19 protein-coding genes are annotated in these 22,639 nt (G+C 41.3%); 13 read left to right on the plus strand and 6 right to left on the minus strand.

The window, feature by feature from the left end; translation table 11 throughout:
- Nucleotides 1-182: 182 nt before the first annotated feature.
- Complete coding sequence (locus tag F8R90_RS09205) at nucleotides 183-680, minus strand: Spy/CpxP family protein refolding chaperone (protein WP_196510500.1); 498 nt, start codon at nucleotides 678-680, stop codon at nucleotides 183-185.
- 381 nt (nucleotides 681-1,061) lie between these two features.
- Here F8R90_RS09205 and F8R90_RS09210 point away from each other — a divergent pair, with 381 nt between their 5' ends.
- Entirely contained in the window at nucleotides 1,062-2,330 is a 1,269-nt protein-coding gene (locus tag F8R90_RS09210; RefSeq protein WP_196510501.1) for a sensor histidine kinase, read from the plus strand.
- On the plus strand, nucleotides 2,330-2,992 hold the full coding sequence (locus F8R90_RS09215; protein ID WP_190900172.1) for a response regulator: 663 nt from the start codon (nucleotides 2,330-2,332) through the stop codon (nucleotides 2,990-2,992). The genes F8R90_RS09210 and F8R90_RS09215 overlap by 1 nt, the downstream gene beginning before the upstream one ends.
- Before the next feature lie 142 nt (nucleotides 2,993-3,134).
- Here F8R90_RS09215 and F8R90_RS09220 read toward each other — a convergent pair whose 3' ends face one another.
- A complete protein-coding gene (locus F8R90_RS09220) occupies nucleotides 3,135-3,560 on the minus strand; it encodes a nucleoside deaminase (RefSeq protein WP_196510502.1) in 426 nt (141 codons plus the stop codon).
- 88 nt (nucleotides 3,561-3,648) lie between these two features.
- On the opposite strand from F8R90_RS09220, the gene F8R90_RS09225 reads away from it, so the two are divergent.
- The 7 genes from F8R90_RS09225 (at nucleotide 3,649) to fghA (ending at nucleotide 7,544) form a co-directional block, all read left to right on the plus strand.
- The gene (locus F8R90_RS09225) at nucleotides 3,649-4,440 is read left to right on the plus strand and encodes an ion transporter (protein WP_196510503.1); all 792 of its coding nucleotides are present in this window, start codon (nucleotides 3,649-3,651) and stop codon (nucleotides 4,438-4,440) included.
- Nucleotides 4,441-4,609: 169 nt separating this feature from the next.
- Nucleotides 4,610-4,738 carry a hypothetical protein gene (locus tag F8R90_RS33395; protein WP_269141749.1) on the plus strand — a complete coding sequence of 43 codons (129 nt, stop codon included), beginning with the start codon at nucleotides 4,610-4,612 and terminating at the stop codon, nucleotides 4,736-4,738.
- A 48-nt stretch (nucleotides 4,739-4,786) separates the two neighbouring features.
- The gene (locus tag F8R90_RS09230; RefSeq protein WP_196510504.1) at nucleotides 4,787-5,047 is read left to right on the plus strand and encodes a hypothetical protein; all 261 of its coding nucleotides are present in this window, start codon (nucleotides 4,787-4,789) and stop codon (nucleotides 5,045-5,047) included.
- On the plus strand, nucleotides 5,044-6,000 hold the full coding sequence (locus F8R90_RS09235; protein ID WP_196510505.1) for an arsenic resistance protein: 957 nt from the start codon (nucleotides 5,044-5,046) through the stop codon (nucleotides 5,998-6,000). The genes F8R90_RS09230 and F8R90_RS09235 overlap by 4 nt, the downstream gene beginning before the upstream one ends.
- Nucleotides 6,001-6,126: 126 nt before the next feature.
- A complete protein-coding gene (locus F8R90_RS32785) occupies nucleotides 6,127-6,384 on the plus strand; it encodes a multinuclear nonheme iron-dependent oxidase (RefSeq protein ID WP_331000630.1) in 258 nt (85 codons plus the stop codon).
- Between the two features lie 71 nt (nucleotides 6,385-6,455).
- Nucleotides 6,456-6,635 carry a hypothetical protein gene (locus F8R90_RS09245; RefSeq protein WP_230966211.1) on the plus strand — a complete coding sequence of 60 codons (180 nt, stop codon included), beginning with the start codon at nucleotides 6,456-6,458 and terminating at the stop codon, nucleotides 6,633-6,635.
- Nucleotides 6,636-6,707: 72 nt separating this feature from the next.
- Nucleotides 6,708-7,544, plus strand: a complete 837-nt coding sequence (gene fghA / locus F8R90_RS09250; protein ID WP_196510507.1) for an S-formylglutathione hydrolase — start codon at nucleotides 6,708-6,710, stop codon at nucleotides 7,542-7,544.
- A 147-nt stretch (nucleotides 7,545-7,691) separates the two neighbouring features.
- On the opposite strand, the gene F8R90_RS09255 is transcribed toward fghA, so the two are convergent.
- Nucleotides 7,692-9,908, minus strand: a complete 2,217-nt coding sequence (locus F8R90_RS09255) for an FUSC family protein (RefSeq protein ID WP_196510508.1) — start codon at nucleotides 9,906-9,908, stop codon at nucleotides 7,692-7,694.
- 609 nt (nucleotides 9,909-10,517) lie between these two features.
- Between F8R90_RS09255 and glgP the strand changes: the two genes are divergently transcribed.
- Both glgP and F8R90_RS09265 read left to right on the plus strand, forming a co-directional pair.
- Nucleotides 10,518-12,731: an alpha-glucan family phosphorylase gene (gene glgP, locus F8R90_RS09260; RefSeq protein ID WP_196510509.1), complete on the plus strand. Its 2,214-nt coding sequence runs from the start codon at nucleotides 10,518-10,520 to the stop codon at nucleotides 12,729-12,731.
- A 103-nt stretch (nucleotides 12,732-12,834) separates the two neighbouring features.
- On the plus strand, nucleotides 12,835-13,581 hold the full coding sequence (locus F8R90_RS09265; protein ID WP_196510510.1) for a Uma2 family endonuclease: 747 nt from the start codon (nucleotides 12,835-12,837) through the stop codon (nucleotides 13,579-13,581).
- A gap of 142 nt (nucleotides 13,582-13,723) precedes the next feature.
- On the opposite strand, the gene F8R90_RS09270 is transcribed toward F8R90_RS09265, so the two are convergent.
- Nucleotides 13,724-15,367: a DUF1565 domain-containing protein gene (locus tag F8R90_RS09270; RefSeq protein WP_196510511.1), complete on the minus strand. Its 1,644-nt coding sequence runs from the start codon at nucleotides 15,365-15,367 to the stop codon at nucleotides 13,724-13,726.
- A 316-nt stretch (nucleotides 15,368-15,683) separates the two neighbouring features.
- Entirely contained in the window at nucleotides 15,684-15,854 is a 171-nt protein-coding gene (locus tag F8R90_RS09275; RefSeq protein ID WP_196510512.1) for a hypothetical protein, read from the minus strand.
- Nucleotides 15,855-16,441: 587 nt separating this feature from the next.
- Here F8R90_RS09275 and F8R90_RS09280 point away from each other — a divergent pair.
- Nucleotides 16,442-19,294 (plus strand): hypothetical protein, encoded by a 2,853-nt coding sequence (locus tag F8R90_RS09280; RefSeq protein WP_196510513.1) that lies wholly within the window; start codon nucleotides 16,442-16,444, stop codon nucleotides 19,292-19,294.
- Nucleotides 19,295-19,388: 94 nt separating this feature from the next.
- Nucleotides 19,389-19,841, plus strand: coding sequence for a YbjN domain-containing protein (locus F8R90_RS09285; protein WP_196510514.1), 453 nt, complete (start codon nucleotides 19,389-19,391; stop codon nucleotides 19,839-19,841).
- A gap of 161 nt (nucleotides 19,842-20,002) precedes the next feature.
- On the opposite strand, the gene F8R90_RS09290 is transcribed toward F8R90_RS09285, so the two are convergent.
- Complete coding sequence (locus F8R90_RS09290) at nucleotides 20,003-22,384, minus strand: phosphoketolase family protein (protein ID WP_196510515.1); 2,382 nt, start codon at nucleotides 22,382-22,384, stop codon at nucleotides 20,003-20,005.
- Nucleotides 22,385-22,639: the final 255 nt, after the last annotated feature.

Below are 22,639 nucleotides of genomic sequence, written 5' to 3' on the forward strand. Positions count from 1 at the left end.
AGTTTTGAATTAACTCATAACTCATAACTAGCTTGAAAGTCTACTAAGTGAAAATAAATAGGGAAAGGGAAAGGGGATAAAGTTTTTCCCCTTTCCGCATCTTCTGCAAGAAGTCTATAAATTTTTAACTATGGAAAATAGGGACTGGACATCAGTCAAGTTAACTATTTTTTGAAAAATTATTATTGGGGATTGCCTTGTTGACGGCGCGAAGGAGCATTTTGACGATATTGCTCTATTTTTTGTCGCTGTTCTGGGGTAAAGACTGCTTGAATCTGTTGTTTCTCAGACTCGCGGATTTGTCGCATTTGTGTTTTTTGTGCTTCAGTCAGATTTAAGTCAGGATAACCACCCTTTCCTCGACGTTGACCGGCTTGCCGTTGTCCTTGACCTGCTTGACGTTGAGCCTGACGCGCTTGTTTCGCCGCCTCTAATTTTGCTTTTTGTTCTGGGGTCAAAACGGCTTCAAATTTGGTGCGGCTATCGCGGCGAATTGCTTGAATTTGGTTTTTTTGGGCATCTGTTAGACCCAAGTCTTTCCACATACCCCTTCCTTTTTGTGGAGTTTGTGCAAGTAGCACGGGTGAAGGAGAGGCTGTTTGGGCATTAACAGCAAACGAGGTTGCAGTTAAGGTAAAGGCGATTGCTCCAGCAACTAGCGATAATGCTTTGAGTTTCATTATTTATCTGGTGGGTTCTTCCTGGTTGGATGCCACTATCATAAGAACTTATCTTGAGTAGTCACATGAGGAGAAAGTCATGGTTTTACCCATGACTTTAGTCATGATTGAATTTTCATAAATGTGACTGACAATAAATAGTTAAGAGTTGGGAGTTATGAGTTAGGAGTTATGAATGATGAAAATTTTCATTATGGTTAATTTATAAATCCTTGTTTAGTTTATTACATCATGTTTTAAATTCAACACTTACTCGTAATTTCTAACTCAACGAAAACTTTGAATGGCGGAAGTTGCCGCTCAAATATTCGAAACTCCTAACCCTTAAATAAATTTAAACTTTTAACTCCTAACTTACTCATAACTGGAGCGAAGTGCCTAATGAGTCATCCAATTCAAATTAAAAAACATCCTTTTCCATCTTTACTTTATCTGGAGTGGATACTACTAGCAATCACTGCATTGACAGCAGTTATACCACCTCCATTACGCCGATTTCGTCACAAAGCCCCAGAACTATCGATTTGTGGTTTATTTCCAGACTTATCAATTTGCAATCTATTGCCAGAATTGTCAATTTATAGTCTGATTGTTTTTGCATTAATGGGCTTAAAATTACCCACTAATAATAATCAGCTAACCAAGGTGATATACACAGTTTTTGAAATTATATTAATTTTAACGACTGGACTTTTTGGTGAAAGATTTGCTCGTCTTTTCCCATTTCTTTACATAATTTTAGTTACTCGTAGTTGCCTAATATTTAAATTACCTGGGCGTTTATTCGTTACAAGTCTATCATTTACATTATTTCTATTGACTACACAACTAAAATACCAGTTATTCAATTTTCAAGCATCCCCACAGGCACAAGAGCGCTTTCGATTTCTTAGCTTGAATTGGTCGCTGGTATTTGGCTTAAGTTTAGTTTTTGTGTTGTTGATGATGAATGCAGTATTATCTGAACGGCATAGTCGAGAAAAGCTAGCGATCGCTAATGAAAAACTGCGCCAATATGCCATGCAAATTGAAAATCAAGCTACTTTAGAAGAACGTAACCGCATCGCTCGTGAAATTCATGATTCTTTAGGACATTCTCTCACAGCTTTAAATCTGCAATTAGAAACTGCTTTAAAACTATGGCAATCTAACCCAGGTAAGGCTGAAACATTTCTAGCAACAGCAAAGGAATTAGGTTCGAAAGCCTTAAAAGATGTCCGCCAATCTGTTTCTACTATGCGTTCTAATCCCTTACAAGAACAATCTTTAGAACGTGCGATCGCTAGCCTTTCAGAAAATTTCCATCGCTCAAATGGCATTTTACCAATTTATCAAATTAACCTGGAATATCCTCTACCACCTGAAATAAATACTGCAATTTACCGCATTACTCAAGAATCATTGACAAATATATCTAAATATGCGTATGCCACAGAGGTTAAACTGGAACTTGCTACGGCAAGAGGTAATTTGCGATTGATAATTCAGGATAATGGTAGAGGTTTTGATTTAGGGCAAAATACTACTGGTTTTGGACTTCATAGTATGCGCGATCGCACTTTAGCACTTGGAGGTGAGTTTAATATTAATAGCGCTCCTGGTTCAGGTTGCAAAATTACAGTTAATATTCCCTTAACGAGGTTGACATAATGATTAAAGTGTTGCTGGTAGATGACCAAGGTTTAATTCGTCAAGGATTAAGAGCGTTATTAGAATTAGAACCAGATTTAGAGATAGTGGGAGAAGCAGAAAATGGTGAACAGGCGATTAATTTAGTTGCTGAATTTCAGCCAGATGTAGTATTGCTAGATATCAGAATGCCCATTATGGATGGAGTTGCAGCCACGCGAGAAATTCAAAAACGTTTTGCAAAAACTAAAATTTTAGTACTTACAACTTTTGATGATGATGAATATGTGTCAGCAGCATTGCAAAATGGGGCAATGGGTTATTTATTGAAAGATACACCTTCAGAAGAATTAGCTGTGGCTATTCGTGCCGTTTATAAAGGATATACCCAATTAGGCCCAGGTATAGTTAAAAAGTTGTTAACTCAGTTTTCTAATGGTACACCAACCCATTCACCACCTGTACCATCTAGTTTAGCTGAACTTACTCCTAGAGAAAAAGAGGTTTTGCGGTTAATTGCTACAGGCGCTAGTAACCGAGAAATTGCTCAGGAACTTTACATTTCTGAGGGGACTGTGAAAAATCATGTTACAAATATTTTAAACAGATTGAATTTGCGCGATCGCACTCAAGCTGCGATTTGGGCAAATACGTATTTATCCTATTTGAATGAACCAAGTTAAATAATTCGTAATTCGTAATTCGTAATTCGTAATTCGTCATTTTAACCTTTAGATTATATAGGGTGTGTTATCGCGTTAGGGTAACGCACCATTTTAGGCTTTTATTTGCGCCTACATCTGGAAAATTTAAATGTGTAGCAGCTTATTTAAATAACTCTAAACATTCATTTTTTAAAACACCTTTGGTGACTTTGATATTCCTAAATGACTTAGCAATCACTTCTTCGCAAGATATATTAATTTGTGATTGATTTACCGAAATCAAATCTTGAATTGAAGCACCATACACAATTTCTGATAAACCACTCCAAACACAAGCAGTCGCACACATTGGACAAGGTTCGCCAGTAGTATATATGCTATAACCTTCTAAACAAGGGTTTTGAAGTTTAGCTGTTAAACTACGAATAACATTAATTTCTGCATGGCCTGATGGATCATTGTCTCTCCTTACAGTGTTATGAGCTACAGCAACGACTTCGTTATCTTTAACAATCACAGCACCATAAGGTGCATCTCCTTCTTTTGCTTCTGCCAAAGCTAAACGCATAAAATATTCTGGGTTCATATAAGCTGAGGTTAACACAAGGATAATGATTAATAATATCGTATTTCTAATGCTATAACTGAGAATTAAAATTAGTTAATGGTCGAATATGTTACTGAGCAGACAAGAAACAGAATTCTACTTAAAAGACCTGGAAACACCATTAGGTAAAGCGATTAATTTAACACTTGCCGCTATGGTGTTAGTATCATCAGGAATTTTTGTGGCAGAAACTTATAACATTCCTGATTCTGTGCGGTTTCAGTTGAATGTAGCCGATACTGCGATCGTCATCATCTTTGCGGTGGAATATTCACTCCGTTTGTGGAGTGCGGAAAACAAAATTAAGTATATTTTTAGCTTTTATTCAATTATTGACTTAATAGTGATTTTGCCATTCTTTCTAGGAATGGTGGATATCAGCTTTATTCGCCTACTGCGATGGTTTCGGATTTTACGATTAATCAGATTTATAGATAGGAAGTTTTTATTCGCCAGTATCAGCACCGAAGATGGAATGATTTTCGCGCGAATACTATTTACATTATTTGCAATTGTTTTTATTTATTCTGGCTTAATTTATCAAGTCGAGCATCCAGTTAATCCTCAAAATTACGGTACATTTTTGGATGCCTTTTATTTTTCTGTCGTCACAATGACAACTGTGGGATTTGGCGATGTTGTTCCAATTTCTGAATTAGGGCGCTTGCTAACAGTACTGATGATTTTCACCGGAATTGCGCTGATTCCTTGGCAAGTGGGAGATTTAATTAAGCGAGTGGTGAAAACTGCTAATCAGGTAGAAACAGTTTGTTCAGGTTGTGGTTTAGCTTTCCACGACATAGATGCTGGGTTTTGTAAAAGGTGCGGGACTAAGTTACCTAGTCGAAGGGTTGATTAAGAGAGTAAGTGATGGCGGCTGCCGGTAGGGTAAATTTTAGTGTGTACTACAATCTTGTGGTAGAGTAAACGACAAACCTGAGAAAGGCAAATGTTCTAAAAAACGCTGCAAACATTGATACATTTAATTTCTCTTACTTTCAATAATTTCCCGAAAAGGAGTAAAGGCAATGAATGCATTACTGCATAATCCAATTGCAGATATGTATGGGCCAGACTTTTTGCTGTTTTATTGCTCTGTCATCGTGATAACGTTGGTAGTCTATTGGCGGTTAGTGCAAGATCCAACCAAAAACTAGCCTCTACCTTTAATTCCTGCTGAACCAGATCCTTACGAAATCGCTTATTTGCATTCTCAAGAAACAGGAATTGCCAATGTAGCGTTATTTGACTTGATTGTTCGGGGTTATTTACAATTCAGTGAACAATCGATCAGCCAAGTACCAAATCATCCTGATGCATCTCACCTACAGCCTATAGAGCGTGAGATATTTGATAAATTATCTTCCTCCTCTACAGTTCAAACATCTCTTTGGCTTAAAAGTTTATTTTATGATTCAAATCACACTATCATTCTTTTACAAAATCAATATGGACTTTCAACATGAGCTTTACTGAAAAACTACAATCTTTGTTTGTTATCATTGCTATTTTTGCTGGGTTGGCACTGGGACAAATTCAATGGATTGAGGAAAATGCTGCATCCCTGATTGCTCCATCCTTAATGGTCATGCTTTGTGGAGTATTTCTAAACATTCCACTTAATCATTTAGATCAAGCATTTAAAAACTATAAGATGACAGGGTTAATTCTGGGAATAAACTTTCTTTGGACACCTATTTTTGTTTGGGGATTGGGAGCTATTTTACTACGCGACTCTCCCGATCTCTGGATCGGGCTGATCATGTTGATGGTTACACCTTGTACTGACTGGTATCTTATTTTTACAGGGATTGCCAAAGGTAATGTTGCTTTAGCTACAGCCTTACTTCCTTGGAATATGATCTTGCAAATGGTTCTGCTACCCGTCTATCTGTTAGTTTTTGTTGGAAAACTGGTGCAGATTGATGCAACAATTCTACTTGAAAGCGTTGTGCTGGTTTTAGCTGTTCCTATACTTTTAGCGTTTATCGCTAAGTGGCTAATACCAAAGGTAAATGGGTTTTGGCGTGAAATTCCACTGAAAATAGCAGCAGGGCAAACGCTATTTCTGTGTTTGGCAATTGCAGCGGTATTTGCCTCTCAGGGACAAACCTTAATTCAACGTCCAGATGTGCTGCTAAAAATGTTACTACCTATCTTTATTTTCTATGGGATTACCTTTTTATTAACTCAAGCGATCGCACGACTCGGCAACTTTAGTTATGAGGACTTTGCTTGCTTCAGTTGTACAACACTTGCACGCAATTCACCACTTTCATTAGCAATCGCTACATCTGTTTTTCCCGATCGTCCTTTGATTACCCTTGTTTTGGCTATTGAACCACTTATTGAACTGCCTGTCATGGTGCTAGTCTCCCAGTTATTGCTCTTTCTGCGTCGTAAAAGACGATATTCTTAAATGGTCAGTAGTGATATTTTTCTCAACCGTCAGCAGGTTGACTTTCTAGAAATTGTTGCCGAACACTATCTAGATGCACCTTAGCAAAAACAGCACGAGTTAGAACTGCTTGCTGCCCATTTCCCGATAGTTCCCCACGCTCTCAATCTTTCGTTAGGTAGTGCTGAAGGTTTAGATACAGATTATTTACGCAAACTTGCAGCGCTAATTAAGCAACTTAACCCGCCTTGGTGGAGTGAGCATATCTGCTTTACAAAAGCGGGTGGAGTCGATATTGGGCATTGGGTAAAAATTTTACTGCCTTGTTTTGGCGATATGCTCAAACCCATTTACCAAAAGGAATCAAGAAACATAGGGAAGATGCGTAGGCGTAGCCCGTCGTAGACATCGCTTTTGCTAATTTCATCGCCATTGCTGAAGAGGAAAATATAGATCCACCTTGGATTAGTGATTTGGTGCGCTATGAAAAAACATGGCTGTTAGCTTATGAACCTACTAGCCGCTTAATTGTGTGTTGGTTCCGTTATCCTATTAGCATAGTGAGTCCAGACGCAATGAACCGCCAACCAACGATCGCAATTTGGTTTCGGTTCTCAAAGCAATCGCAACTGCGGCATATTGTGCGCTCGCTATAGTGTGCTAATTACCAGCTAGTTCACGGTAAAATAATCTTTCTCTGCGATCGCTCAGGAAAGTGATAATAACCAATGTCTAACCTCAACCTCCTTTCCGAATATAAAAGCTTTGGTGGCAAACTCGGTTTTTACAGTCATCACTCCTCAACTTGTAACGGTGAAATGCGCTTTGCTGTCTATCAACCACCACAAACAACTCAAAAACCTGTGCCGATTCTCTATTTCCTCTCTGGGTTAAGTTGCACAGAAGAGAATTTTATGGTAAAGGCGGGAGTGCAGCGTTTAGCGGCTGAGTACGGTTTGATATTGGTTACACCAGATACGAGTCCGCGTAATACTGGCATTGCAGGTGAGGATGATGATTGGGACTTTGGCACAGGTGCGGGCTTTTATGTTGATGCTACAGAAGAACCGTGGCGTAAAAACTACCAAATGTATAGTTATGTCGTCCAGGAATTACCTGCTTTAATTACCGCAAATTTTCCCACCCAACCTGAGAAACAAGGCATTTTCGGTCATTCGATGGGGGGACATGGGGCGCTTGTCTGTGCGTTGAGAAACCCAAAACTCTACAAATCAGTATCAGCCTTTGCACCTATTACTGCACCTATGCATTGTCCTTGGGGTCAAAAGGCTTTCAGTGGTTATCTTGGCAGCAATCAAGAAAGTTGGCGTGCTTATGATGCTAGTGAATTAGTTAAAAAAGTAGGATATCACAGTTCGATTCTCATTGACCAAGGAACTGCGGATAAATTTTTAGGTGAACAATTATTGCCAGAAGTGTTTGAGCAAGCTTGTGCAGATGTTAACCAGCCGCTAAACTTGCGTTACCAAGAAGGCTATGACCACAGTTATTATTTCATCGCCAGTTTTATTGAAGATCATATCCGCCACCATGCGTTAGCGTAAGTAAGTCGGTTCAATAAAACCAAACTATGTAAATAAAAGTAAATAAAGCTCAAACTCTTTCTCTCCCTGCTCCCTGCTCCCTGCCCCCTGCCTTATTGCAACAATAATTATTTACGCCGACTTACTTAGCTTACCGTAGGTATCGCTTTATTGAACTGATATTAGCCGTACCATCGCTGAGTGCATAGCAGTCAACCGTCGGACAATCTGCTCAATTTCCAAATCTAATATGCTGTAATCAATGACTGCCTGACGAATAGGTGTATGTCCTTGATTGACAGTTAGCTCTTGTATCCGGGCTGTACGCAGTGCTTGCAGGTGTGGTTGGATTTTGTGCAGGGTTTCTTCCAAGTCAGGCAAGGGCGGTGGGATAATTTCCTGCTGTATTGAATCAGCTAACTGCTCTAACAGTAGCGAAACTTGGCGGACAAAGGTTTCTAATTCCGGGAGTGGCACAGTTCCTCGAAAATGTTCGAGATGTACTGCCAAAACTGTCACGGCGTTAGTAAAACGTCCCACATACACCAGCAGAGTCATCACTGGTTCTACTAATTCTTTCGGCATTTGGGGTTCGCGCAGCAATCCTTGGAACGAGGCTTGGGCATTACCAATTGCCAATCCAGTTTGTCGCCGTTGACTGATTATGGTAGAGTCAGGCTCTTTTGTTCCCTGGTAAACAGCCATCACATCCCGAAAGTATTTGTGGGATTCTCGCAAAGCGGTGGCGAGTTGACTGGGTAAGCGATCGCGTTCCCGATTTGGCAATATGAAATAATGACTCGCAAAAGCCAGCCCGGCCCCAATTAATGTATTCAACACGCGAAAGCCAGCAAATTCCCAACCAATCGGATGACCAATATCGATAATTAGTAAGACAAATATTGACAAGAAAATCACTGAATAACCATAGTTGAAACCGATCAGGGAAATGCCAAAAAAGACTGTCAGCAAAATGATGATGTCTAATACAGGCTTACTTGTGATGCTTGCAACTATCACAGCTGCTAATATAGCTCCCAAGATTGTCCCGCCAACTCGCTGGAAAAACCTCTGGAAAGTTGCACCAAAGTTCGGTTTGAGGACTAGAATGCTCGTCAGTGTCACCCAATAGCCCATTGGTAAATTCGTAATGCTATATAAGATTACGCCTACAGCTAGAGTTACAGCAATGCGGAGAGCATGGCGAAAGATTGCTGATTCTAAAGTGAGGTTTTCTTTGAGTAAATTTAAGTGCGATCGCTGTTCGTTTTCAACTAAAAGATGTGTATCTACATCTCGGCGACTGATTTTGCTGTGATCTACCAGAGATTTAGCTGTCTGAGCCGTGTATTGCAATTGCTTGATTAGCTTTTCGATCATCAGCACTAGGTTAGTGAAAGCAACGAGAGTTGTGTAGTCTGTCTCACTCCCAGCAATTGCTTTTCTTTGCAGATTTTCTTGTTCTTTCAGTGCCTCGCAGATGCGGCTAAGATTTCCCAGATCGATGCTGGCAGGTTTACCTGATATGACTTTCGCTATGGCTTGCAGAACGACTGATATTTGTTCGAGTGCATCGTCTACTAATTGCTGGACTGCGTGATATTGCTGTTGTTGGAAGTGAGTTTCTAGTAACTCTGTTAAGGCAATAACTGAGCCAAGCAAGCGATCGCCATCCTGAATTAGCACCAATAACTGCTCATCCATCCAACTCCGAGCCGGCTGTCCAATCCGTACAGTACCTAAAGTAGTTCGTGCTGTCTCTAATGCCTGTCTAATTTCGAGAATATTTTCAGGTGTTGTCACCTTACTGAGAAATGCCTGAATGTAGTTGGCGATTGCGCTGAAGCAGTTAGCCAAAGCTATTCTTAGTGGGTCGTAAGGTCTAAAAGGCCACATTACTAAGGAAAGTAGCATCGCCCATCCACCTGCAATGAGACATAACAGCGATCGCATCAGTGCAATTTCCAAGTTCCCTGGCTGTGCGATCGTGGAAATAAATGATACCCCTACCACCAGACCGACATTTGCACCAGCATTACCGTACAGCGACGCAAAACCTGAAGCCAGTCCCCAAGCAAATGTCAGCACCACAGTTAGCGCTGGAACTCTAGCCACTAGAGTACCCACAAATACTGAAACAGCGATTCCTAAAGTAGCTGCCGCCATCGCCTTAGCTTTGATTTGGTAAGGGCCACCAACATTCGCTAAGTTGACAAAGTAAGCCATCAAACCCACAAATAATCCGCTTTCCCTTTGGTTGATGAGTTGTCCAATTAGCATGGGAACTCCCAACGCTAACGCAGCTCGTAAGCCGTTAGATATTGCTGGTTTTCCTGGCTCTGACTGGATCAGCAACCTGATAAAATTACTTCGATTCAACTGCATTGTTTTTCTTAAAAAAACAAAATTTTTATCTGGATTTTCTTAAGATATGAATATTAAGATGCACATTTTGCCACTTTATGATTCAACCTTCATTCTTATTAGGACTTACGCAATAACTCTCTCAAACTCTTATTCCTTTGTGTCCTTTGCGCCCTTTGCGGTTCGTTTTTTCATTATTTTGCGTAAGTCCTGCTTATTTAACAGATATGAGCTTTCCCAGTAATAACGGTAAAATTGCTGTAATTGGCGTATAAAAAGCATTATCTTGATGCAAATAGCTGTAGTCAAAAGTGAATGTCATCAAGACATATCAATAATTTTAGTTGCTGATTGTTAACATCTAAATAAATATTAACAATAAAACAAAATAATTAAAATAATGTCAACGAATTTGATAGAAAAAAATATCAAACCTGTCCAAAAGTAGAGATAATTTTTAGAAGACGAAAACAATAAAAACCATTTACTTGGATAAGGTTTGATGTCGATAAACTGCTCTGACTTCAGGGGAGGATTCATAAATTAATCCTCCGGATCATAAACCTGAAGAGGAATCGATTGTGAGCAGGTGAAATAGAGAAAAGTTAAGCGCGAGGACATTGATTAAGTATGGCTAATAGTAGTGCAATCAACGCAGCACGACGCTTGAGTGAAAAGTTACCTTTGCCACTCAAGCGTTTAGCAGACTTGGCTTATAACTACTGGTGGAGTTGGAGTGGCGATCGCATCTCTTTATTCCAAACAATTGATCCCCAAGAATGGGAACGCTGTGGGCATAACCCAGTGGCAATTTTAGAATCAGCTAGCTATGAGCGTCTGACCCAATTAGCAGAAGACCCATTTTACTTAAAGCAGATATCCGCCCTCGCGCGTGAGTTTGACCAATACATCAACCAGCAAGATACTTGGGTAAGTCGAGTCGCACCGCAAGTATCCAAAGACCACCCCATTGCCTACTTTTGCGCCGAATTTGGCATCCATGAATCCCTACCCGTCTACTCTGGCGGCTTAGGCATTCTCGCCGGGGATCACCTGAAATCATCATCAGATTTGGGTGTACCGATGGTTGGTGTTGGCTTGTTGTATCGCCAAGGTTATTTTCGGCAACGCTTGAACCGGCACGGTTGGCAAGAAGATTATTATATTGACAATCCCTTCCAAAAGATGCCCTTGGAGTTAATTAAAAATGAGCAAGGGGAACCAGTCACTATCCAGCTACAAGTTCGCCAACGGTTTGTGAAAGTGCAAATCTGGCGAGTGCAAGTTGGGCGAGTGACATTATATTTATTAGATAGCGATCGCAACGATAACGATCCCATTGACCGTTGGCTAACGGGACATCTATACGGCGGTAACTTGGAAACCCGCATCGCCCAAGAAGTCGTTTTGGGAATTGGTGGTGTTCGTGCCCTACACGCCTTAGGAATTGAACCTTCTGTCTATCACCTCAACGAAGGACACGCTGCATTCTGCACCTTGGAAATTGCACGGCTAGAAATTGAACGCACTGGTAAATCTTTCTACGACATCGAAGCCAAGGTGCGAAACAGTTGTGTATTTACCACCCATACCCCCGTTCCCGCCGGTCATGATGTCTTCTCTCCCGATTTAATAGATTCTTTCTTTGCCAGCTATTGGCCGCAATTGCGACTTTCCCGCGAACAATTTTTGGCATTGGGTGCAAGGCGATTGGGTGATCCTTGGGAACCCTTTGGGATGACCGTTTTAGCATTACGGATGTCTCGTGCTTGCAATGGCGTAAGTGAATTGCACGGTCAAGTTTCCCGTAAAATGTGGACAGTTCTCTATCCGCAGCGATCGGAAGACAAAGTACCAATTGGTTACATTACCAATGGCGTTCATGCACCCACTTGGACTGCACCCCTGTTGGGCGATTTATATAATGAGTATCTGGGAGAAGACTGGAAAACTCGTGCCGTTGATCCTAAGATGTGGGCTAAAGTTGATGACATTCCCGACGAGGAACTGTGGTCACGGCATCTTATTCTCAAAGAAAGATTGGTTGCCTTTACCCGTTATAAGGTGAAGAAAGCGCGGGAGTTGCGTGGCGAAAATTACGAACTCATTCAAGCAACTGAAAGCTTACTCGACCCCAACGTTTTGACCATTGGATTTGCCAGACGCTTCAGCCCTTACAAACGAGGGGATTTGATTTTGCGCGATGCTCAACGCGCACTGAAGATTTTTGGCGATCGCTCACGTCCAGTACAGATTATCTTTGCAGGGAAAGCGCACCCAGCCGATGAAGAAGGTAAGCGGATTATTCAGCGTTTGATGGAATGGTGTCACAATTCCGGGATTATCAATCGAGTCGCCTTTATTGAAGACTACGACATTTACAGTGGTCAAAAATTGGTGCAAGGTGTTGATGTTTGGTTGAATAATCCTCGTCGTCCCTTGGAAGCGTCTGGTACAAGTGGGCAAAAAGTCTGCTTTAACGGCGGTCTTAATTGCAGCGTTTTGGACGGCTGGTGGTGCGAAGGCTACCAAGCAGGGCCAGATGGCAAGGGAATTAACGGTTGGGCAATAGGTGAAGATGCTCATACTAGCGATCAAGAATTGCAAGATCGGATTGATTCGCGATCGCTTTATCAGCTCTTAGAAGAAGAAATTGTTCCTCTATACTATGACCAAGATGCCCAAGGCATTCCCCACCGCTGGGTACAAATGATGAAAACGTCCATTAAGACAAATGCACCGTTATTCAACACCGACAGAATGATTGCCGACTACGTTTCACAAGTGTATGTCCCAGAGATTTCTAAGAGTGTGGAACCGATTTTAGCTAAAGTTCTGCTTTAAGAGCATCTTCAGTTTCCTGGTTTAGAGGGGCAGAAAACCTGCCCCTTTTTTTTGATCCTAGTATCGCAAGCGATAAGATCAAAAATAAATTCATGCTGTGTTTATGGCAACCCAACTCAGCCAAGCCAAATCACCAACAGAACTGGTAATCTCTTGGGAAGCCTTGCCCAAGGATTTTCAACTAGAGGATGAACCAGTGGAGAATACAGATCAGCCACTTTTGGCTGGTGCTTTCCGTGAAAGCCTAGAAATCAGTGGATTCATCCAACCCCAGATGTTGATAGCTTCAAACTTTGGTCTTTGTGCAACAGTCAACGGACAATTTATTGCCAAAGCACCTGATTGGGTTTATGTGCCATCGGTGAATGAAGTTGTGAGCAATCGCAAAAGTTATACACCCAATTTAGAAGGAGATATCCCAGCGATCGCTATCGAATTTTTATCCGACACTGAGGGTGGAGAATATTCGGTAAAGCGAACTTATCCACCAGGAAAATGGTTTTTCTACGAGCAAATTTTGCAGATTCCCATCTACGTAATTTTTGAACCAGATGGTGGTTTATTGGAATATTATCAACTAGAAAATAAACGCTATGAGTTAAAGCAACCCGACGAAAATGGTCATCATTGGATTGATGTAATGGGCTTATTTTTGGGAACTTGGCAAGGAACAAAAGAAGGGCGAACTGGTTATTGGTTGCGCTGGTGGGATCAAGCTGGTAACTTATTACCGTGGGCTGTGGAACAGATTGAACAAGAACGCCAACGCGCTGAACAAGAACGCCAGCAAAAAGAACGACTGATTGCTTATTTGCAATCTCAGGGTATTGATCCGAATAATTTGCCCTAGTTCGAGTAGAAACTAAAAATCACCTTTTTGAAATTAACTATGAATTTGCTCTGCTTATAATTTAGAACCCTTTTTGTAGGGGCAAGTAATGAAGTACCCCTACAAAAATCATGCAATTTTGTAAAACAAATTATTTTACGAATTAAGCAGTCAAAATATAAGGCGAGTCAATCGCAGCTACACGACCAGCATCTACCAAGGCTTGATAGACCATCACCGCTACCTCTGCGCGTGTAGCATCGCGGGTAGGATTGAGTTGTTTGAGGTTCGGATGATTGACGATAATCTCCTTTTGAGTAGCCTTGATGACTTCATCCTTAGCATAATCAGGAATCTTTGCTTGGTCATCGAAAGTTTTGGTAGCGGTTGCACTATCAGCAGATAACCCCAATCCATTCACCAAGGAAACAATCACTTGCACGCGCTGGATATTTTTGTTGGGGGCGAAGGTATTGTCAGGAAAACCAGAGAGAAATAAACCTTGATATGCCTGCTGAATTACCTTGGATGCCCAGAAATCTGCTGGTACATCTTTGAATTTGATTACGGGGCGGTTTGGCGATGGGTTGAAAGCTTTTACCAGTAATGCGGCGTATTGCGCCCGTGTCATCGTAGCATCAGGTTTAAATGTGCGATCGGGAAAACCATTAACTATCCCAAATTTGACTAATTCTCGAATAAAGCCACCTGCCCAATGATTACTAATATCGGTTAATTCGATAGTAGGCGTGGGTGTCGGAGTGGGATTCGGAGTCGGAGTGGGAGTCGGCGTAGGAGTCGGCGTAGGAGTGGGTATCGGCGTAGGAGTGGGTATCGGCGTAGGAGTGGGAGTCGGCGTAGGAGTGGGTATCGGCGTAGGAGTGGGAGTCGGCGTAGGAGTGGGTATCGGCGTAGGAGTAGGAGTCGGCGTTGGAACCGAACTATCTGCAAACTCTACGTTTCCTGTGACTTTAGACGCATCTATTTTATTTCCCACAGAAACCAGCTTGTTGGAACTGGCATTTTGCAAATCAAATTTACCGTTACTGCGTAGAGTATTGCCTCCTAAGTTATTGGTAGTGCCGATATCCGGTAGGGCGCTTCCAATTACTGTGATACCATCGTCAGTGTTATTTTCACAGACATTGTTACGCAATACAGGACGAGCACTGCCAGAGATGACAATTCCAGAACGGTTTTCGGAAATTTTGTTATCTCGAAGAATGGGTGATGCAGTATCACTAATGGCAATGCCAAAACCTGTTTTGAAGCAGGTATTACCTTGAATTTGACCTTTGGAATTTTTAGCGATCGCAATTCCATTGGCTGCATTCTCACTAAACACATTACCTAGAATAACTGGGTTAGCATCCCCTGTAGCAAATACTCCCTCCCGCTTACAATTTTTGAAGGTGCTATTAGCGACAGTAGGAGCAGTTGATTCAATCCAGACACCACTACCACGGCTAGCCAGATTTGTTACAGTTACTCCTCGGAGTTCGGCTTTATCCAGCAGCACAAATGTTACATTCTGTGCAGCAAAAGTACGGCTCAAATAGGTACCACTACCTTCAATGAAAATGCGATCGCCTTTATTGGCTTCATTACCCACCACTGTCACGCCAGATGGAACCGTTAGCGGAAAGACTTCACCGCTAGCAGCATTGTAATTACCATCTGCTAGTTGAATCTTGGTATCAACAGTAGCTACCTTGAGGGCTTGAGTAATAGTTTTGAACGGGGCTTGTTGGCTACCTGGGTTGGTATCGCTGCCTGCTACTGAATTTACGTAAAAAGCTTGATCCATATTTATACTTTAATAAAATACATAGCTATCCTAGCGTTAACCATGAAAGTGAGTAGCGGTTGATGCATTAAGTAACTTAAACTACTTCTCGCTGCAAAGTTAAAAAGTTATGCAAATTCTTTCTACAAAACCAAAGTCGTTGTAGATCCTCCTAAATCCTCCTTAAAAAGGAGGACTTTGAGAGGTCTTTGCTGCCCTTTTTAAGCTACGGTGTACACACAAGTCTTTTGACTTGCACCTTAGTCGCATCAACTTGCACCTTAGTTGCATCGACTTGCACCTTAGTCGCATCGACTTTAACCTTAGTTGCATCGACTTACACCTTAGTTGCATCAACTTGAACCTTAGTTGCATCGACTTGAACCTTAGTTGCATCGACTTGCACCTTAGTTGCATCGACTTGAACCTTAGTTGCATCGACTTGCACCTTAGTTGCATCGACTTGCACCTTAGTTGCATCGACTTGCACCTTAGTTGCGATCTGCAAAAATGAACCTACCTACATTACGCAGTAACTCTAAAAAACTTGTGTGTACACGGTAGCCTTTTTAAGGGAGGGTTGGGTGGATTAAAAGCCTGTAGGGAAACTCTAGAAGACTTGTGTGTACACCACGTAGCCCTTTGAGAGAAGACCACACTGCTTCACCGCGCTGGCTTCCCTTAAAAACAGGACTTAATTCTCACCTTCTTAAGGAGGGTTAGGGAGGAGCAAACCTTAATCCAAAGTATTGCGATTGGTTTGATGAAGTTAATAAAAAGTAGCAAACAGCTAAATATTTATTAAGTCCTTCCGCATGAGTTGTAGGAAACAAACTCTAATTTCCAGAATTTATTGTCCCCTTTAGACACGCCCGTTTTATTATTGAACACTTACATACTAATATCTTCAGCTACCTGAGATATAAATATCATCGCCAGTGTTTTAGATCAAGAGATTTTAGCGTTGCTGAAATGAAGCCCGGTGAGCTAAATCCGAATGTACAAGGATTTAAGCTTTTACTCTGGCGGGAATGATTAAAGAAGGATAATCTACATAGAATACCTGTTTTATTGAAAGCTATAAACAAGTTGTAAATGAAATTCCAAAGAGTCCACAAATCTACCTCTCAGAATCCTCAAACATTTCAAGAAAACTCCAAGTTAGCGTCTCGACCCTTCGGTATCCAGAGTAAAAAGACATCGAGGAAGCTTCCCACGCAGGAGGAAATAGAGAATCAAGCCTTCCAAAATCAAAAAATGGAGGCTACAAAACTAGATATCCAGGCAAAGTATGGCACGATAACGCCAGAGGGACAGGAACGCTTGGGTGTATTGCAAGCCAAGATGAATGACTTCTGGGTGCAGAGAAAAGAAAGTAGTAAGGGTCAGCCTAACCTGTTAGAAATCCCTGGTATATTTACACGGCGTGAAACACTTTTAGCGCAACAGATTCAGCCACAACTTACAATTGGACAGCCTGGGGATAAGTATGAGCAGGAAGCGGACAAGGTAGCCGCAGATGTCATAAAAGAAATACATCAGAATCAGAGTACGGTGCAAAGGCAAAAGGGGTATGAGCAGGAGCAGAGAAACACTCATACAACTGAGTTAGTGCACCACAATCAGATAAATATGAATGCAGCAGCTTTGAGCCTACAGGGTAATATAGTTCAGTGTAAGTATTTAAATCCCGGTGAATACAATTCCTGGCTCAACGAAACTCAAGCTAAAGCAAAAGTGGGAAGAAAGGGATATAGATTTAGTAAAACTGCGAGCAGAGATGCTTTAAAAGCAATAGATGAAAGATTATTTTATTTTGTCCATTACCCATCAAAAAATGGAGATAGACAAGAAGATTTAAAAGAGAGAATCTCACTACTCAAAGGTATTAAACAAGTAATCAAGTCTTCAAGATATTTCACAGAAGATAAAAAAACTGAAATTTTTCTACTTCGTCAGCAAGCAGTAAATGCTCTGTTGAATGAAGTTAAAAGTATGTTAGCACAACTTAAAAGTGAATTAAATCAGGATAAGAACGAAGTAGAACACAAGGAATCTGAAGAAGATAGAACAGATATTGAAGTTGAAGCGGATTTTGATAATGAATCTTTCTATGGTAAATACTCTCAATATTCTGACAAACTTGAGGAATCTCAAGAAGATAAAAAAACTACTCAGCCAGAAGAACAAAAAACTGATGGCTATATAGAATCTCAACTAGAAGAGCAAAATGATGGCTATTCACAACCTCAACCAGAAGAGCAAAAAACTGATAGCTATATAGAATCTCAACTAGAAGAGCAAAATGATGGCTATTCACAACCTCAACTAGAAGAACAAAAAACTGATGGCTATTCACAACCTCAACTAGAAGAGCAAAATGATGGCTATTCACAACCTCAACCAGAAGAGCAAAATGATGGCTATTCACAACCTCAACTAGAAGAACAAAATGATGGCTATTCACAACCTCAACCAGAAAAACAAGAAATTGATGCCTATTCAGAATCTCAACCAGAAGAGCAAAATGATGGCTATTCACAACCTCAACCAGAAAAACAAGAAATTGATGCCTATTCAGAATCTCAACCAGAAGAACAAAAAACTGATGCCTATTCACAACCTCAACTAGAAGAACAAAAGTCTGAAGATTATTTCAATAGAAAAGACTCACAATTTTTGGAAAACAAGTTTGAACAAGAGGATGGTAAATTTGAAATTTCAGAAACAAAGTTTCAGGAATCTAAAAAAATAGATGACAACAAGTTTAAATCAAATAAAAGAGCAGGAGTATATGGAGAAAGAAAAGCATCTAATCAAAAAAATAAAACGCAGCAAGAAAACCAAGGTGAAGTTAAAGATGATAATGGCAAAATCATTGGTCAAAAGCAGAACTGGCATCCGGCTTATAAGGGTAAAGCTATCAGACATTTATATGGACAAGATCGCAAAGCTAAAAAGCTCAAGATTCAAGATGGCAAACTCTACGGTCATGATTCAGAGTCTAAAGAACAAGATAAAGAGGATCAAAACAAGTTTCTTTGGAAAGGAAAGCCCTATAAGACGAAAGAAATGAAAACTCTATGGGGTTCAAGCAGTGGTAAAGCAATATTTGTAATGACCGTTAACGGTAAGATTTACGCCGCAGACCAGGCGGCTGAGTATCAACAAGGACTAAACCCGCGTCAAAAGCAACAATGGATTTTTCACCACTCAAGTTTTGTAGCTGGGGCTGAAGTTGCTGCGGCAGGCGAAATAGAAATTAAAGATGGAATGCTGCAAGGTATTACTGACGCAAGTGGTCACTATCATCCCGATGCAGCTATGACCCGCCAAGTTCTACAAATGCTTCAAGATGGTGGAGTAAGCCTTGAAGGTGTATACGTCCAAATTACAATTCCTCGAGAGAATTCTAATCTTATATATCCAGCTGATAAGTTTTTGGAACATACAACTGCTAAACAAGAACCTCCAAAGATTATTGAAAATCTGCGAGAAAAACAGGATTGGGATACTTCCATTCTTTCGGAAAGTGCTGAACTTGCTGAGAAAGCAGGTAATTTAATCAGGCAAGCAAAATATATTTCACAACTTTTTGAAGATTTTAATAATCTTCTAAAGCCAGGTCAAAAGAAAAAAATAGAAATACAAATGAGGAATTTGTACGAGCTTGCACTCAGAAAAGGTTGGAAAGCCTACAAAGCAGGATTAACTAATAAAAATAATCCAGATAATAATTATTTAGAAGCTTATATATCATTTGAAGCTGCAAAAGAGATTGAGTCTTTTAATGTGATCGAAGAGATGGAAGGTAGAGAATTTAAGAAGCCTGATGATGTTCCTCTAAATGCAAATGAATCTTTAAAAACGATGGAAAGTACTCCTATGGGAGGAACTAATGCCTTGGATAAGATGCGGTTGCTAGCTAAGGAAAAGAATATGCTTTAAATGAATGTAGAAAAATGAAAACTTTTTATTTAAGCTTTGTTGATTATTATTTAGAAAAAATAATCCTGATTAAAAGCTTTCTGAGGTAATTTATATGGCACAAATGTTTGAAACGGTTATTAAGTTCTTTGAAGAAGATAACTGGCCGTTTGAAAAGCTAGAGGGGGAGTCAGCTTTAGGAATGGGGTTTCAGGGTGATAATGGAGAATGGAGTTGCTACGCCCTAGTTAGAGAGGTGCAAAAGCAATTTATTTTCTATTCTGTAAGTCCATTAGAAACACCAGAAGAGAAACGCTTCCAAGTGGCTGAGTTTTTAACTAGAGCAAACTACGGTATGATGGTTGGCAACTTTGAACTAGATTTTGCTGATGGAGAAGTTCGTTATAAAACAAGCGTTGAAGCTGAGGTAACTAATCTGAATTCAGCACTAATTAAAACAATGGTTTATACCAATCTACGAATGATGGATAAATACTTACCAGTTCTGATGTCTGTCATTGATGGTGATTTATCGCCGACTGAGGCGATCGCTCAAGTTGAAGGTTAATATGAGCGAGGTATGTTAGAAGTACTAAGTGCGATCGCTTTTTGATCTAGTGTTGAGAAGTGTGCCTGGTTCACTGACATAGACGAAAACTCCCTTTCCGACAAAGTAAGGGAGTTGGCAAAGTTGTGTATTCTCTTCAACTGAAAAAGTGTGTCTTCTTCTTAATAGGGCCACTTCCAGTCCCGAATTTCCGGCATATCGTCGCCGTACTTCTCAATGTAATGCTTGTGTTCGATCAGCTTATCTTGCATCTCCTGTTTGACATAAGCTGCCCTATATCCTAGCTTTGGCACGCGAGCAATAACATCCATCACCAAATGGAAGCGATCTAGATCGTTAAGAACAACCATATCAAAGGGAGTGGTGGTGGTTCCTTCTTCCTTGTAGCCACGCACATGCAAATTATTATGGTTGGTGTGGCGATAGGTTAGGCGATGAATCAGCCAGGGATAGCCATGAAAGGCAAAGATAATCGGTTTGTCTGTGGTGAAAATCGTGTCAAAGTCTTTTTCGCTCAAACCGTGGGGATGTTCGCTTTTTGGCTGTAGTGTCATCAAATCGACTACGTTCACTACCCGCACCTTTAACTCAGGGAAGCGCTGGCGCAGAATGTCCACAGCCGCTAAAGTTTCTAAGGTGGGAATATCCCCAGCACAAGCCAGCACTACATCTGGTTCACCACCTTGGTCGTTGCTTGCCCATTCCCAAATACCGATGCCTTTGGTGCAGTGCTTGATAGCAGCATCCATGTCGAGGTATTGCAATGCTGGTTGCTTTCCAGCAACAATAACGTTGACATAGTTACGGCTTCTTAAACAATGGTCAGTTACCGATAGCAGAGTGTTTGCATCGGGGGGCAAATACACGCGAACAATTTCTGCTTTCTTATTGACTACATGGTCAATAAAACCGGGGTCTTGGTGCGAGAAGCCGTTGTGGTCTTGCCGCCAAACGTGGGAGGTGAGTAGATAATTGAGAGAAGCTATAGGTCTACGCCAGGGAATATCTCTGGTCGTTTTTAGCCATTTGGCGTGCTGATTGAACATTGAGTCAATGATGTGGATGAACGCCTCGTAGCAGGAGAAGAACCCGTGGCGGCCTGTGAGAAGGTAGCCTTCTAACCATCCTTGACAACAAGTTTCGCTGAGAATTTCCATTATCCGACCATTGGGGGAAAGGTGGTCATCTTCTGGGAGTTTCTCGGCTACCCAAGTCCGGTCTGTGACTTCCAATACACCGCCTAAGCGATTTGATACCGTTTCATCGGGGCCGACGATGCGGAAGTTGCGGCTTTCTTGGTTAAGTTGCATGATATCCCGCAGGAATTTTCCGGCAACTTGGGTAGCTTCAGCGATCGCTTGGCCTGGTTTGAGAACATCTACGGCATAGTCTTGAAAGTCGGGCATTTTCAGGTCGCGCAGCAAAATACCGCCGTTGGCGTGGGGATTGTCACCCATGCGCCGATGACCTTTAGGAGCCAATTCTGCTAGTTCTGGGATCAGTGTGCCGTTAGCGTCGAAGAGTTCTTCTGGTTGGTAACTCTTCATCCAATCTTCTAAGAGTTTCAGGTGTTCTGGCTGTTTGGCTATGTTCCCAAAGGGAACTTGGTGCGATCGCCAATAACCTTCGGTTTTTTTACCATCTACTTCCTTCGGCCCTGTCCAACCTTTGGGGGTTCTCAAAACAATCATCGGCCACTGGGGACGTTCGGTGAAACCATGTACACGGGCTTCTCTCTGAATGTTTTGAATTTCTGCGATCGCTATATCTAGAGTCGCCGCCATCTGCTGATGTACATCTGCGGGATCGTCACCTTCAACAAAGTATGGCTTGTAGCCGTAGCCTACAAATAAGCTTTCTAATTCCTCATGACTTATCCGTGCCAATACTGTTGGATTAGCAATTTTATACCCATTCAAGTGGAGGATCGGCAGTACAGCCCCATCATGCACAGGGTTAAGAAACTTATTGGAATGCCAGCTAGTTGCTAAAGCACCTGTTTCAGCTTCACCGTCACCCACAACAGCAGCAACGATCAAGTCAGGGTTATCAAAGGCAGCACCGAAAGCATGGACGAGGGCATAACCTAATTCCCCGCCTTCGTGGATCGAACCGGGGGTTTCCGGTGCAACGTGGCTAGGAATACCACCAGGGAAAGAAAATTGTTTGAAGAGTTTCTGAATTCCTTCTGCATCCTGGGAGATGTTGTGATAATACTCAGTGTAAGTGCCTTCTAGGTAGGTGTTGGCTACCAGTCCAGGGCCTCCATGACCAGGGCCAGCAATATAAATCGTGTTAAGGTCATATTTTTTGATGACCCGATTCAGGTGAACATAGATCAAGTTCAGCCCTGGTGTTGTTCCCCAGTGACCCAAGAGTCTGGGTTTGACGTGTTCCAGCTTTAGGGGTTCTCTGAGTAGCGGATTGTCCAGTAGATATATCTGCCCAACGGAAAGATAGTTAGCAGCACGCCAATAGGCGTTTATCTTCTGTAATTCTTCATCTGTTAAAGGCTTTGTTTGTGGAGTCGTTGCTAATGTCATTTCGACACTCCATTACAAAAGGATTTTGACGGATTCATCAGTAAGCAATTATACTTGTTTTGCAAATGATGGCCATCTACCCATGATGATTTTTTTCAGCCTTAGTGACTAAATTCTTTGGTTTTGGGCACAGGATGGAAAGCGATGTCTACGAAGGGCTATGTCTACTAGTCTGTCAAATTCATTTGGATGGTTAGAGAGACGCGATAAATCGCCGTCAAGACGAAAGATCCATCCTTGTAGAGACGGCGATTT

Origin of the sequence: Nostoc sp. NZL (genome assembly GCF_015714705.1) — a bacterium.
Taxonomy (GTDB): domain Bacteria; phylum Cyanobacteriota; class Cyanobacteriia; order Cyanobacteriales; family Nostocaceae; genus Nostoc; species Nostoc foliaceum_A.